The following is a 13,994-nucleotide window of genomic DNA, read 5'->3' on the forward strand; positions in this document are numbered from 1 at the left end:
ACAAAAACTGAAGCTTACCAATCATAAAAGTTTACATCCTTCAAAAAATTTGCAATTTGCTGGTATCGAGAAGTCCAATCACCAGATATTTCTTTATAATTTATATCGAAATCTTTCAATGTTTCTCTATGATGTACATCTAATATATTTCTATCTGCTTCTTCTAATCTACCGCCATCTTGCTCATAAGGTAATTCTTTTGTTAGATAGAAATAATAATCTGCTTTACTGGCTTGGTAAATCTCTTTATCTAATTCAAGATACTTTCCAAATCCATATTTAGCATATGATTGCGTGATATGGATATCTGTATCTATAAATACAAAAGGAGTTAATTTTTTGCTTTCTTTCTCAATACTTTCAGCGTGAACTTTAGCAATCAGTTTTACTTGTTCTAGGGAAAAATCTTTTGAATCTTGAATAATTTCTCTTCCAACTTCTTCAACTAATACACTATTAAACTCCTTAAAAAGTGTTGTTGAAATACTGCTTTTTCCAGTGCACTCTGTCCCTAAAAGAACTACTTTCTTTTGCAAATCTCTCTTTACAGCATCTGGTAAAAAATGCCAGTTATTATAAGCAGATTCTCTTATTTTTGTAGCTGAGATAGGATTTTTTATTCTCTGCTGGTCGAAGTAAATATGTTCGATTTGCATAAATTCCGACACATATTCACCATACTTTTCTGAAGTAACCAATAAATCTACCTCAGGCAAAACAGATTGAAAGTAATTTGCCCAAACTTTGGAAACCTCCGTAGAAGATTCCGAAGTATTGGGCAATTCTGCTTCTTTATAATTTAATTCGATTACTTTAATCTCTGGTTCATCAGCATATGTTTCATTTATCCAACTTACTCTAGTTGCAGATGGCAATTTTTCTTTATCACTGCAACAGACAACCACAAACAGCTCATTGCATTTAGAATTTGCAAAATCGATTAAAGCTTTGTGTCCATTATGGAATGGCATGTATTTACCAAAAACAAATCCTCTCTTCACTTTATTAGTTTTAATATTGTTTTGAGCTACAAAAGTAAAACTAATCTTCTCATTTACTCAGCTCTTAAAGTATCCGACGGATTTGAATTTGCTGCTGATAAAACCTTGCCTCCCATAGTAATTGATGTTACTATTAAAATAACTAGTAAGGAGATTACAAAAGGTAATATTCCAATCTCTACTTGATACTTGTATTGGCTTAAAAAAGCTTCTTTAGTTAGCAGATAACCTAGTGATATGCCTAAAACCCAAGCGATGAAAACAACTATTAAATATGGCTTATTTATCAAAACAAGTATTTGATTAAAATTCGCACCCATTACTTTTCTAATGCCTATTTCTTTTACTTTTCGATTAATAGTTAAAGACATGAGTGCAAACAGACCAGATGCAGATAAAATTACTGTTAGGACTGCTAGAAATAGAAATAATTCTTTAAAAATTTTGCCTGTCTCTTTATCATTCGATAGTAAAAGCTCCTGAGTTTGTCCTTGATAAGGTTCGTAAGCAATATGCTTTTTCCAAATCTCTTTCAAGTTTGCTATTACCACTTCTTTTTGGTTTGGATAAGTTCTCAATACCAGAAACCCTTCTGAACTATTTTTATGACCAATTACTAATGGACTCGTTTCTTTATTATTTCTATCAAACATATTGTAAATAATGTCTTGAATTACACCTACCACATGTTTATCAATCCCATTAATTTTTATGTTTTGCCCAAGAGGTGATTCACCATTAAAACTCTTTGCCAGTGTTTCGTTAATCCAGACAGCGGAGGTATCTATGTTTTCATCTGATAAATTTCCCTGCAAAATATTTACCTCTAATAGATTCAGATACTTGTTATTTGATGAAACATACTCAACCTTTTTTTCCTCATCTCCCATTTCAAATTTTACCGTTTCTGGCCAAGCTCCACCTATGTGATAATGACTTATTGTTGAAGATTTTACACCTGCAATTTGGTTCACTTCATTCAATAACAGATCACCTTCTTCTTCTGTAACATACATACTAATCAGATTTTGTCTATTGTATCCAAAATCTAAGTTCGATTGAAAAGATGCATTTTTGAACATTACAATTCCACCAAATACTGCTATAAAAGAAATACAAAATTGGAAAGCCAATAATACTTTAGTGAAAGTACCTGAGCCTTTTAATCTATAGTTGCCTTTTAATATTGACGAAGGTTCCATTTTGCCTATATACAAAGCAGGGTAAATACCCGCGAGAATCGAAACTATAATAAGAAGCGCTACCAAAAAGACAAACATACTATAGTTGTTGGCATAAACCAGCTCAAATGGAGGGTTTGTTTGGTTTATCCACGCCATAAAAAAATCGGCAAATATTAGAGAAAGGAATAGTGAAATCATACAAGTAATCAGATTTTCGAAAAGAAACTGAAAGATAATTTGCCGCTTAACTCCACCCAATACTTTTCTAATACCAATTTCTTTTACCCTTTTCTGTGCAAATGCCATTGTTGTATTGGTAAAATTGAAAATAGCTACCAATAATATAAGTATTGAAATCACCGAGAAGATCATGATCGGCTCCATCGGAACAAATGAGTTTGGTAATCCCGAACTGTTTAAATGATGCTTTTTTGATGCAATGTCTTTAAAGGGAATAAGATAAAATTGATGTATAGACCAAAGTTCAGCAGAGAGACCTTTATAAGTTGGTATATAACTTTGTAGACTTTGTTCTAGTTGATTAGCCGCTACTGTGTTATCAATTTTTATAAATGTTACGGGATGTGCCCAACCATCTATTGCATCTTTATTAATTTTTTTATACTTAAAATAATGAGCTGTACTTGTTAAAAATTTGGCTTTAAAACTGTTATTCTTAGGCATTTTTTTGAAAACACCAGCCACTTGAAAACCAACCTCTTCTATCGATTTCTCTTTCTTTACATTGCCTTCTTCATCAGTTACGTCTTTTTCGATATTGTAATTAATGTATAAGGTTTTGCCTACAGCAGGCTCTGTTCCGAAATATTTTATAGCAACTTCTTCTTCAATAAAAATGGCAGAGGGGTCTTGCTTAAAGGTTTCTAAACTCCCAGACAATAACGGAAAATTAAAGAAATCAAAAAAAGTAGTATCTGTATAACAAATTCTTTCCCAGAAAACATCATCACCATTACTCAGATAATCATTTTGTATAAAGAATCGGGTAAAACTCTCAATGCCATTTTGTTCATGAGTTACAGTTTCACCCATAGTTATAGGCGTCATATTACTCCTCAACTCATAATCACGACCTTGTTCAGCATCTTTTCGAACTTGTATTTGATATATATTATCTGTGTTCTCAAAGATGTTATTAAACTCCATATTGAACTCTACAAGTACATAGGCGAAAATAGCACTTGCCAGTGCCAGACCTAAACCGATTACATTAATTGAAATATAAGGCGCATTTTTGAGCATGTGCCTGTAACTAATCTTAAGATAATTTTTCCACATAGGAACAAAAGTTAAAAAATGAATTTTGTACTGTGTTATTTTGAGATTATACAAGCGCATAAATAAGATGGCATTCCAAACATACCACCACTTTGCAACTGTATATGTTGTGGTTTCTAATTTCCTTTCGAATAGCTCGTGTAAGTCTCCGGTTACATCGTCTTGGTATTCTTCTAAGCAATACCATTTAATAAACCGATCTGCCCATTTTGGTGGCAATTGATTTTTGTCTTGCTCTTTCATAAGCTACCACCCTCCCATATCACTTTTGGAACTTGTTGCCACATGCGATTACGCTGCTCTCTTGCTTCGTTAATAGCTTTTTTACCGTAGGCAGTAACTTCAAAAAAGCGCTTTTTTCTTCCTCCTCTCACATTGGTTGCTCCACCAGTATGTGATTCAAGAAATCCTTTTTTCTCTAACCTGATCAATGTTTCGTGCACTGTGCTTATGGTACTACTTCTACCAGTTTGCTGTTTTATCTCATCCATTACAGCAATACCATAAGCTTCGCCATGCAAAATGGCTACTGATAGCATTACCAGCTCCTCAAATTCGCCTAAATAAAGACCTTTCATTTTTATTTATTTCGGTTTTGTCGAATAAATATAAAAGGAATTTAGATACCATCAAATTTTATTGGTAAATATTTCTTTCGGTTTTGTGGAGTTGATTAGTCATATTATATATATTTTATGCATTTACAATAATTAACAAACTAAAAAATTTATCCTCCATAATTACTACACAAGAATACCAATATCTAGATATAAAAATCTCCCGACTTATTTATTGTAAATTTTATCATCGCCACTTTTGGCTTTGAGCTCAATCACTATACGCTTACTAAAAATTATACTATACAAACTACCTAAACTCACAGGTGATTTTTTACTATAAAAATCTGCTATTTTTTCTCTACAAAACACTTAGTATAATGTTCTCTGAATTTACAAGTTTGGTTAAGTCAAATTTTAAGCACACATCTATATTTTACTTTTGTTCTATTCTATTGTTTCTCAATATCACATCTAACTGTAAAGCTCAACTTACAGCAGAATGGGCAAGTGTTCCAATTGGAATAGGAAATAATTATGGATACACTATTTCTGTTGATGATTTTGGTAATTCTTATATAGCAGGCACATTCACAAACGATAATTTGGATTTTGGAAATGGTGTGATACTTTCTGATAGTTATATGGACAAACATGACATATTTGTAGCTAAATATAATAACTCAGGTGAAGCTCAATGGGCTAAAACATTTAATACTAATACAAGCACTTATTTTAATGACCTAATAATAAAAGCAACACCCGAGGGTGAAGTTTACATTGCAGGAAGCTACACTAACACTGAAATAGACTTTGGCAATGAAGCTATCATTCAAAATGATAGTGATTCTGAAGATATATTTTTGGTAAAATATAACACTGATGGAGAAACTCAATGGGCTAGATCTATTGGAAATTCAGATACAGATAAACCAAAATCTTTGGCTATAGATAGCTACGGTAATATTTACATTGCCGGCTATTATAGTAGTCCGTATATTTTTTGGGGCATTATAAAAGGCAGCCTAGGTCCATTTTATAATAAAGAAGTATATCTCCCAATATACACCTATAACAAAGGTGAAAGTGATATGTTTTTAGCAAAATATAATAGATTTGGCAATCTTAAATGGGCTAAGAGTTTTGGAGATACTGGTAATGATGTCGCATCTTCATTAGCTTTTGATGTAAATGGAAATCTTTATTTAGCAGGCAAGTCGGATGGTGATTTCCTTATACCAGGAATGGAAACTGGGGATACTTACCTTATTCAATTTGATGATAAAGGCCAGATTAATTGGTTAAAAGGTTTTGCAGCTAGCTTTAGTAAAATTTCCATAAGTGCTAAGGAAAATATTTATCTAGCAGGCTCTTATTATAATAACTCTATAAATTTTGGTAATGGAGTTAGCTTACCTGAATCGGATATTTATCAAACTCAGACATGTATCGTTAAATTTAACAATATTGGAGAAGCACAGTGGGCTAATAAAATTGATTGTATTGTTGAAGATGCTTGGTCTGGAAATGAAAATACCGGAGCCTCGATTGCACTAGATAATTTTGAAATTATATATATATAACTGGGTATTTCACAAGCACGGGTATTGACTTTGGAGATGGAATAGTAGTCGAAAAGGCTAATAATTCTGAAAATCGTTCCGATATCTTTTTTGCACAATACAATAACAATGGTATTCCATTATGGGCAAATGCTTATGGGGGTGGAGATCATGATAGTGGTTATGGCGTAGATGTAGGTAACACTAATCATATTTACATTACTGGTATATATAAAGGACATAATCTTAATTTTGGAAATGGTGTAGAAGCATTCACGAATCCTAATATAGATGAAGAAGAAGATATATATGTCACAAAATTTTCAAGTCTATATTCATTAGAAGGTAATAGATACCCACTAGGTATTGGCTATCTTATTGAAAATGAAAATGGAGTAAATCCCATAACCCCAATTGACAAATCAGAGAATAATGGGTTATATCTAAAAGGCTTAGCCATGTACGATATTGGAGATAGAATTAGATATCGTTTTGAAATTCCTGAGAGTGGCAATTACCAATTGAATGTAAGATTAAGATCAGGAGATAATAACGGAGCTACTTCCTACTGGCCAAATGACTATCAGTTTCAAGTAAATGGTAGTACAGAAACTTTTGAGGGAGATGAAACAACAGTTGAACATTTCCCTACTCATTGGGGTAATTCATGGTTCGGTGTTATGCACTCAAGTGCTATAAATTTGGAGGAAGGAATTAATGAAATAATAATACAGGCCAATGGAGCATGGACAATTTTAGATTATTTAGAAGTATTACCAGCTACAAGTAGTTTGAGAAAGTCTGCCACGCTTTTCGATGAAGAGAAAATTATATTATTCCCTAATCCTGCAAGTGCAGCCACCGAATACTTTAACATCGTAGCAGAAAAAGATATATTTAGAATTACTGTTTTTAAGATGAATGGAGAACAATCGATAAATAATGAATAAAATAATAGTGCAAAGATAAAAATGCCAACTGCTGGTTTATACTATGCCCAAATTCAAACTATAGATGGCAAGCTCCACACAAAACAGTTTTTGATAAAGTAACTTCATTTCTAAAATATCAAATTCAAATATTTAATTGATAAAGTATAATATAAAAAGCTTGAGTATCACAAAAATTCAAGTTTTTTATACTAATTTTTTATGAAAAATAACTGATTTATTTTTTAATATTTATTCTTGGTATCGTTATAAAATATGGAATGTTAAACCAATTTTTAAAGCGACAAAATGAATAAATTTCTAGCACTAATAATTAGCTTTTTAATACTTCAAACTAATTTTGTTTTTGGACAAACTTATGTCTCAGGAACATTAACCGAAGATACCGAATGGACAATTGATAATTCGCCTTATATCATACAAAATACAGTAGAAATACCTAATGGAATTACTTTAACTATCAATAAAGGTATTGAAATTAAAGTTGAAAATGACACTGTAATGTCAAACAACCATATTATAGTTAAAGGGCAAATTACAGCAATTGGAGACATATTGAATAATATTACATTCAATAATACAAGAATACTTTTTTATAATACTAATTTGACAAACTCTAACTTATCATATATAAGTTTTAACAATTTTAGTGGAGTCTACATCGGATATAAAATATCATGGTGGGAAGATCCACAAAACTCTGGCATACTTAATATAACAAACTCTTTCTTTAATAAAGATGTATATTTAGAAACTTGTGGGAAAAAAAATGATGCTCAATTAGTTGTAAAAAGTTCAATATTTAATAATTCTAACATCACTCAATATACATACTCTGAACAAATCAATTTCTCTGATTGTGAATTTTATAAAACTAACTTCCTAAATAGTTTAAATACAGGTGATTTAAATTTCGCTAATTCATATATCAGTGAATGTGAAATTAATTCACTGCATAATGTTGGTAAAATAAATGATTCTGAAATATATAATTCCTCACTTTATTTTTATGAATTAATTTGTAAAAACTCGGTATTTTCTGAGTCAAAGCTTGAAAGTACATTTTACATGAATATTGAAGACTCAAAACTTTTGAACACTATAAGTGAAATAAATGCTGAATCAGTAACACTCAAAAATACAATTTTCAGAAATGATAATGCCTCTAATATAAGTTGTCTAAACTTCTATCATAATAAATATGATCTGAATACAGAAAAATGGATTAATGATATTGAAGTTATAATTAAACAATGTACATTTGAAAATTTTAAAAATGCAATAGTGGTCAATAACCCAGAGTCTCTTCTGTGGATTTTAAAGCAAAATAATTTTATCAATATCAGCAATTATTTTATAATAAATAATTTTGAAGAAAATATTGATGCAACAGAAAATTATTGGGATTCTATAGATGAAGAAGTTATAAGTGCTAAAATATATGATGCATATGATGATGATAATTATGGAATTGTAGATTATTCGAATTATCTTATTTCTCCTTCTAAAAACCTTCCAATAGATAAGCCAAATAATGTTTTAAAAGCTCTTAAAGAAAAGAATCTTTTTTTAAACTGGAATTCAAATTCCGATCCTGACCTAGCTGGCTATAAAATTTATTACAAATCTACAGAGGATTATCGCTTTACTTTTTTAGCCGATGTAGGCAACACAACTTCCTATTCTACTGATGCTATTTCTATTGATGATGATATTGTAATAACTGCATATACCACTGATGCTGATGGAGTTACCGATATGGCAGAAGGAAATGAAAGTGGATATTCTGATTATGCGACACTCTTCTTCCATGCTGAATTAACTTCAACAAATTTGATTTGCTCTGATAAAGAAATAGAAGTTTCAATCGCTGAAAACTATAATTTCTCCAATGAAAATCTATATATCCTGCAACTATCTAATAGTGATGGTAGTTTTGAGGAACCTATTGATCTAGATACTATTCAGAGTAATGATACACATTCTTATTTTCTTTCTTCTTTTTTACCAGAAGAATTAGAAGATGGTAAAAATTATCTACTAAGAACCTACGCTACAGAAACTGAAGTAAACTCTGTATCCATATCTATTACTTATTACAAAACTCCTTCTTCTGATTTTACGCTGTTAGAAGAAAGCTGTCAATCAGATACATTATCAATATCTTATAATGGTGTCTTAACTGAAGGTCTAACTTTAGATTGGGAGCTAGATGGGGCTCAAATTATCGAAAATGTAAATGATACTTTATTGAAAGTTATTTGGCCTTCTTTCGGTGCAAAAGAAATAACTCTTACTACTTCTGTAAATGGTTGCTCTAACACGACTTCTAAATCTATTATAATAAAAAAGACACCTACACCAACTTTTGATATTCAATCTAGTATTTGTGATGGTGAAAAAGCAATAGTCTCTTACAATGGAAATGCTGATGAATTTGCCACATTTAATTGGAATTTTGGTGATGCGATTTCTAACTCTATTGGTTCTAACAAGTTTGAATTAGCTTGGGATACATATGGTACCAAATATATCAGTCTGCAAGTTGAGCAAAATGGTTGCAGCTCTATGGTATTTACTGATTCTTTAACCTATAGTCCTTTTCCTGAGCTTAATTTTGTAGCAAATACTTCTGTGTGTCATAATGAAAATTACCTAATCACATATATTGGAACTACAGAAGGCAGTATTACTTGGGATTTTAATGGAGCTGAAATTATTTCCGGTTCAGATACTGGTCCTTATGAACTTAAATGGAATTCTTCTGGTGAGAAAGAAATCTATTTTGCTATCGATAATAATGGTTGTGTAAAAGATACTTCCATTTTTATTAATGTAACTCCACTACCCACAACCCCAGAGATCTGCATGGTTACAGTAGATGAAGAAATGTCTAAAAACATGCTGGTTTGGAATTACGATATTGAAACTGTTGAAAAATTTGGTATCTATAGAGAAACAAATGCAGCTGATGAGTATAGTCTTATTGAATATGTAGAAGCAAATAGTTTTAATACTTATATCGATCAACAATCTGCACCTGCACAGGCTGCTAACAGATATAAAATTTCTGCAGTCGATAGTTGTGGCACCGAAACACAACTTAGTAATTATCACAAAACTATCCACTTAACTATTAATAAAGGATTAAACAACGATTGGAACCTCATTTGGACTGGCTACGAAGGTTTATCATTTAGCACTTACAGAATTTACAGAGGTACTTCTGATGACGATTTAGAACTACTCACCGAAATTACTAGCTCTGCCACATCATATACAGATACTGAAGCACCTAGTAGAGGAAATATCAATTACCAAATTGAAGTGTTAAACCCTAATAGCTGTGGAGAATCTATTAATGGCAGAATGAAAGATAACAGTAGTATTAAATCGAATATTGCCAGATATGGAGCTGTAACGGCAATAGATAATGCTATCGAAAATATGGATATTTATCCAAACCCAACACAAGATAAAATTCAAATCAATTTTCAGTCTGTGCCAAATGGTTCTTACTCAGTTCAAACAATCAGTGGAAAACTAGTAAAACAAGGTGAATTAGAACAATCAATGCAAATCGATTTAAAAGATCAAGCAAATGGTATTTATTTGCTCATTTTCAATACTGAAAATGGAAGCTCTTCTAAGAAGATTTTTAAGGGGAAATAAAAATAATTTGAACCCAATTATGACTAGCTATCTCTTTAAACAGGGATAGCTTTTTTTATATCATATTTTTATCCCTTTTTAAGTAGTCCATTTAAAATGAAGTAAAGTATAATAAATGAAGATACTACACTAACATAATTATATGAAAGGATTTTTTGGACTTCTGATTTTAACTCTCTCTTTTTCAGCTTGTGAGAAAAAAACATCACATTTAACATCACACAGCCCTGTTGATTATAAAGACTCATATTACTCAGACACTTCATTTATACAAGAATATCACGAAGGTTTTCTTATAAGTACCCAAAACCCAGATGCTAACAATGTAAGAGCGATTCAACCAGATAAGCAAGGTAATATTTGGATTGCCAGTAAAGATGGTATTTATAAAAAAAATGCAGATTCAAACAACTGGAGTTTAATTATTACAGGAAAAAATCAGGGACCTGCTTACGATGTAGCAATCGATAAAACTGAAAATATCTGGATGGCTACATGGAATGGTGTATATTCCTTTCAAAAAAATAAACTTGAAAAAATAAAAGGAACAAATACTCCTAAACCACCAATTGCTAAAATTGTAACTTCTGAAGAAGGCATTTATGCAATGGGTCCTTTCGGAATCTGGCTTTATCAAAATTCTAAATGGGAAGAAAAAAATTATAAAACTGCTAAAACGATTAGAGCTGCCATTTCAGATGGGGAGGAAGGACTATGGATAGGAACTGATGTAGGCTTGTACCACTGTAATGATGCTAAAACCATCTTATATCAAAAAAATGAAGACCTAATTAGTGCTTATGTAAAAGGCATTGATTTTAGTAAAACTGGTGACTTGTGGGTTGGAGGTCTTGGAGGTGTTTCTATAAGAAATCAATCTACAAAGATTGGAGAAAAAAGGCCAAAAGATGGTATTACTCATTCCGAAGTTAATGTTGTAAAAACTGCTCCTGATGGTAAAATTTGGGTAGGCACAAATTATGGAATTACTCGATTTACCCCCGGTGATACTGCTTATTCTGTAAGACACAGTAAACGCTGGCTAATGGATAATGAAGTAAGAGATATTACTTTCGATGAAGTTGGAAACGCATGGATAGCAACAGCGAATGGAGTAAGCAATATCAAAAGAATGGAAATGACTTTGGCAGATAAAGCCCATTATTTCTATAATCAATTAATTGAGCGACATGTGAGAGAGCCTTGGATTATTGGCAGGTTCAAACTAACCACTGCCGGTGATACAAGTACAATGGTTCCTGACGATGATGATAATGATGGAGAGTTTACCTCCAACTATTTGGCAATGGAATCTTTCCGATATGCTGTTACTCAAGATCCTCAAGCTAAAGAAAGAGCTAAAAAAGCTTTTGATTTTCTACAGTATTTAAGAGAAGTAACCGATGCCAATGGTTTCTTCGCAAGAACAATTATTCCAGTATCATGGGAGCAATCTCATGACATGAATCGCACCTATACTGAACATGAATTAGCAGAAGAGTTAATTAAAAATCCTAGGCATAAACCAGTAGAAACTCGCTGGCATGTTTCAGAAGATGGTGCTTGGAAATGGAAAGGTGATACCAGTAGCGACGAGATTTGTGGTCATTTCTTTGGCTATTATTGCTACTATAATTTAGTAGCTAATAATACCGAAAAACAAAGAATTGCTGAACATGTAAGCAAAATTACTGACCATTTATTAGAGAATGGTTTTAACTTGGTTGATGTGGATGGAACCCATACCAAATGGGGAGTATGGTCTCCAAAACTCTTAAACGATGATCCTGATTGGGCACAAGAACGCGATTTAAATTCTCTTGAGATTCTATCATTCTTAAAATTTGCATACCATATCACAAAAAATGAAACTTATCAAGAAGCTTATTTACATCTTATAAATGATGAAGGTTATCTAGAAAATGCGAAGAATCTTTATACAAAAAACCCTGCATGGGAAACCTATTTCGATATTTACCTTGCGCTTTACCTATATCCTTCTTTAATAAAATACGAAGAAAATCCTGAACTTCAAGCAACTTACAGAGCTCACTTAGAGCAATGGTATAAGAAATACAGCAAAACTAACAGCCCTTTACTTAACTTCACCTACAACTATTTAACTGGCAGCAACGATGGTTTAAAAAACTCCATTTTCTTTTTAAAAGACGCTCCGCTCGATTTGGTTGACTGGGAAATAGACAATGGTAGTCGCGAAGATCTACAAATTGTTAGAAAACCAATTCTCGAAGACATTCAAGTAAATCAATTAAGGCCTCCTAGTGAATATCGTACCATGCGCTGGGATAGAAATCCTTACCATGCAGTAGGAGGAATAGCAACGCAAGAACGCGAACCAGTATATTGGTTGCTACCATATTGGATGGGTCGCTATCTCGACTTGATAAAGTAATTCTATAATTGAAATATAAACTAGACTATGATTAACAAATCACTACTATTCAACCTGCTAATAGTAGGTTTTACTCTCGGTACAACTTGGGCGATTAGGGGAAAATTTGGCCACGAGCAAGGAGCTGCATGGGCTGGAGCTATAGCAGCTGTTGCTATTCTACTAATTTCTAAAAGAGAAGACTGGTATCACAAACTATTTAAAGCAACCTTAGCCGCAGCAATTGGTTGGGGCGTTGGTGGAATTATGAGTTATGGAGTACTTGTAGGATACGGCAAAGGTACAGACTTTATCAATGTGTATTATGGTTTGCTCTCTCTGTTTACTGTAGGTGGTTTGTATGGTTTTATAGGTGGTGGCCTCTTCGGTTTAACCCTCACAGAAACTGATAAAACTAAAATTAATTGGGGCTTCTTATTTGTTGGTTTAGTTGCTGGAGGGATTATTACTTATTTCTTCTTGATATATGAATGGGAATGGTTTATGACTCCTCCCCGATCTGAACTTTGGGCTGTATGCCTTGGTATGGCTTTCTTTTTAATCTGGTTTATGGTAGATAATAAATACAAAGCTGCATTACGAGTAGCTGTATTTTCTGGACTAGGTGGTGGCTTTGGTTTTGCCTTTGGCAATTTTCTGCAAGTATTAGGAGCCGTTTCTGGTATAGTCTTCAACTTCTGGAATGTGATGGAATATTCTCTCGGTTTTTGGGGCGGAATTGGAATGGCTTACGGAACATTTACTTCTAACTGGGAGACCACATCAGCAATACAAAAAAAATCATCAAACCTAATTCCATTATTATTAGTAGTTTTCTTTATACCTTTTGTGGTTTGGGATCAGAGTTTTACGAGTAGTAAACTTACAAAAAGTTATGCTCAAGTATTTACCCAAGATAGTTCAACCGTTGCCTTTTACATTCAAGTAATTTCTTTATCCATATTATTAATCTTTACAGCATTTGTGTTGGTAAGATATTATTATGAGAAAAAAGGAAATCTGATTAATTATTCCCGGCAAGATGTAGCCATTTTTTTCTTAAGTCTATTTGGCTTATATTTAATTTATGACTTCTTGATTTCCGCTGCATTGGTTCAATACGATAGACTCGAACATTATCTCTATATTATCAACTTTGTATTAATTGCTCTTTCTTTCAATAAATTAAAACCATTATTTTATAACAGAAATACTGACATTGGAAAATGGGCCATGAGCCTTGTATTAACAATAATGGTATTAGCCGTTTTGGCAATTTTTCTAATAAGTTCTCATACAGAAATGCCCCATGCGAAAGTGAGATTTGAATAAATGAAAAAAGCAGGAAATACTCCTGCTTTCAATGTATCTTGATCC

Annotated in this window: 8 protein-coding genes; 5 read left to right on the forward strand and 3 right to left on the reverse strand. The window is 32.3% G+C overall.

Features of this window, described 5'->3' with window-relative positions; all coding sequences use genetic code 11:
• Window positions 1-14: 14 nt before the first annotated feature.
• Genes OQ292_RS31100 through OQ292_RS31110 form a run of 3 tightly spaced genes read right to left on the reverse strand, consistent with a single transcriptional unit; the run spans window position 15 to window position 4,062 of the window.
• The gene (locus tag OQ292_RS31100; protein ID WP_284688023.1) at window positions 15-1,001 is read right to left on the reverse strand and encodes an AAA family ATPase; all 987 of its coding nucleotides are present in this window, start codon (window positions 999-1,001) and stop codon (window positions 15-17) included.
• A 53-nt stretch (window positions 1,002-1,054) separates the two neighbouring features.
• A complete protein-coding gene (locus OQ292_RS31105) occupies window positions 1,055-3,727 on the reverse strand; it encodes an FtsX-like permease family protein (RefSeq protein ID WP_284688024.1) in 2,673 nt (890 codons plus the stop codon).
• Complete coding sequence (locus OQ292_RS31110; RefSeq protein ID WP_284688025.1) at window positions 3,724-4,062, reverse strand: PadR family transcriptional regulator; 339 nt, start codon at window positions 4,060-4,062, stop codon at window positions 3,724-3,726. The genes OQ292_RS31105 and OQ292_RS31110 overlap by 4 nt, the downstream gene beginning before the upstream one ends.
• A gap of 359 nt (window positions 4,063-4,421) precedes the next feature.
• On the opposite strand from OQ292_RS31110, the gene OQ292_RS31115 reads away from it, so the two are divergent.
• From OQ292_RS31115 to OQ292_RS31135, 5 genes are all read left to right on the forward strand, one after another.
• On the forward strand, window positions 4,422-5,624 hold the full coding sequence (locus OQ292_RS31115; RefSeq protein WP_284688026.1) for an SBBP repeat-containing protein: 1,203 nt from the start codon (window positions 4,422-4,424) through the stop codon (window positions 5,622-5,624).
• A 437-nt stretch (window positions 5,625-6,061) separates the two neighbouring features.
• The gene (locus OQ292_RS31120) at window positions 6,062-6,553 is read left to right on the forward strand and encodes a carbohydrate-binding protein (RefSeq protein WP_284688027.1); all 492 of its coding nucleotides are present in this window, start codon (window positions 6,062-6,064) and stop codon (window positions 6,551-6,553) included.
• Between the two features lie 288 nt (window positions 6,554-6,841).
• Entirely contained in the window at window positions 6,842-10,225 is a 3,384-nt protein-coding gene (locus OQ292_RS31125) for a T9SS type A sorting domain-containing protein (RefSeq protein ID WP_284688028.1), read from the forward strand.
• A 142-nt stretch (window positions 10,226-10,367) separates the two neighbouring features.
• Entirely contained in the window at window positions 10,368-12,638 is a 2,271-nt protein-coding gene (locus tag OQ292_RS31130; protein ID WP_284688029.1) for a ligand-binding sensor domain-containing protein, read from the forward strand.
• Between the two features lie 27 nt (window positions 12,639-12,665).
• Entirely contained in the window at window positions 12,666-13,949 is a 1,284-nt protein-coding gene (locus OQ292_RS31135; protein WP_284688030.1) for a hypothetical protein, read from the forward strand.
• The last annotated feature ends 45 nt before the right edge of the window (window positions 13,950-13,994 follow it).

The sequence above is a fragment of the Chondrinema litorale genome (assembly GCF_026250525.1).
GTDB lineage: Bacteria > Bacteroidota > Bacteroidia > Cytophagales > Flammeovirgaceae > Chondrinema > Chondrinema litorale.

What these genes read in the sequence shown, in the direction of transcription:
- OQ292_RS31105 (WP_284688024.1), bottom strand. Translation starts at nt 3,727, where the DNA reads ATGAAAGAGCAAGACAAAAATCAATTGCCACCAAAATGGGCAGATCGG.
- OQ292_RS31110 (WP_284688025.1), bottom strand. Translation starts at nt 4,062, where the DNA reads ATGAAAGGTCTTTATTTAGGCGAATTTGAGGAGCTGGTAATGCTATCA.
- OQ292_RS31115 (WP_284688026.1), top strand. Translation starts at nt 4,422, where the DNA reads ATGTTCTCTGAATTTACAAGTTTGGTTAAGTCAAATTTTAAGCACACA.
- OQ292_RS31120 (WP_284688027.1), top strand. Translation starts at nt 6,062, where the DNA reads ATGTACGATATTGGAGATAGAATTAGATATCGTTTTGAAATTCCTGAG.
- OQ292_RS31125 (WP_284688028.1), top strand. Translation starts at nt 6,842, where the DNA reads ATGAATAAATTTCTAGCACTAATAATTAGCTTTTTAATACTTCAAACT.
- OQ292_RS31130 (WP_284688029.1), top strand. Translation starts at nt 10,368, where the DNA reads ATGAAAGGATTTTTTGGACTTCTGATTTTAACTCTCTCTTTTTCAGCT.
- OQ292_RS31135 (WP_284688030.1), top strand. Translation starts at nt 12,666, where the DNA reads ATGATTAACAAATCACTACTATTCAACCTGCTAATAGTAGGTTTTACT.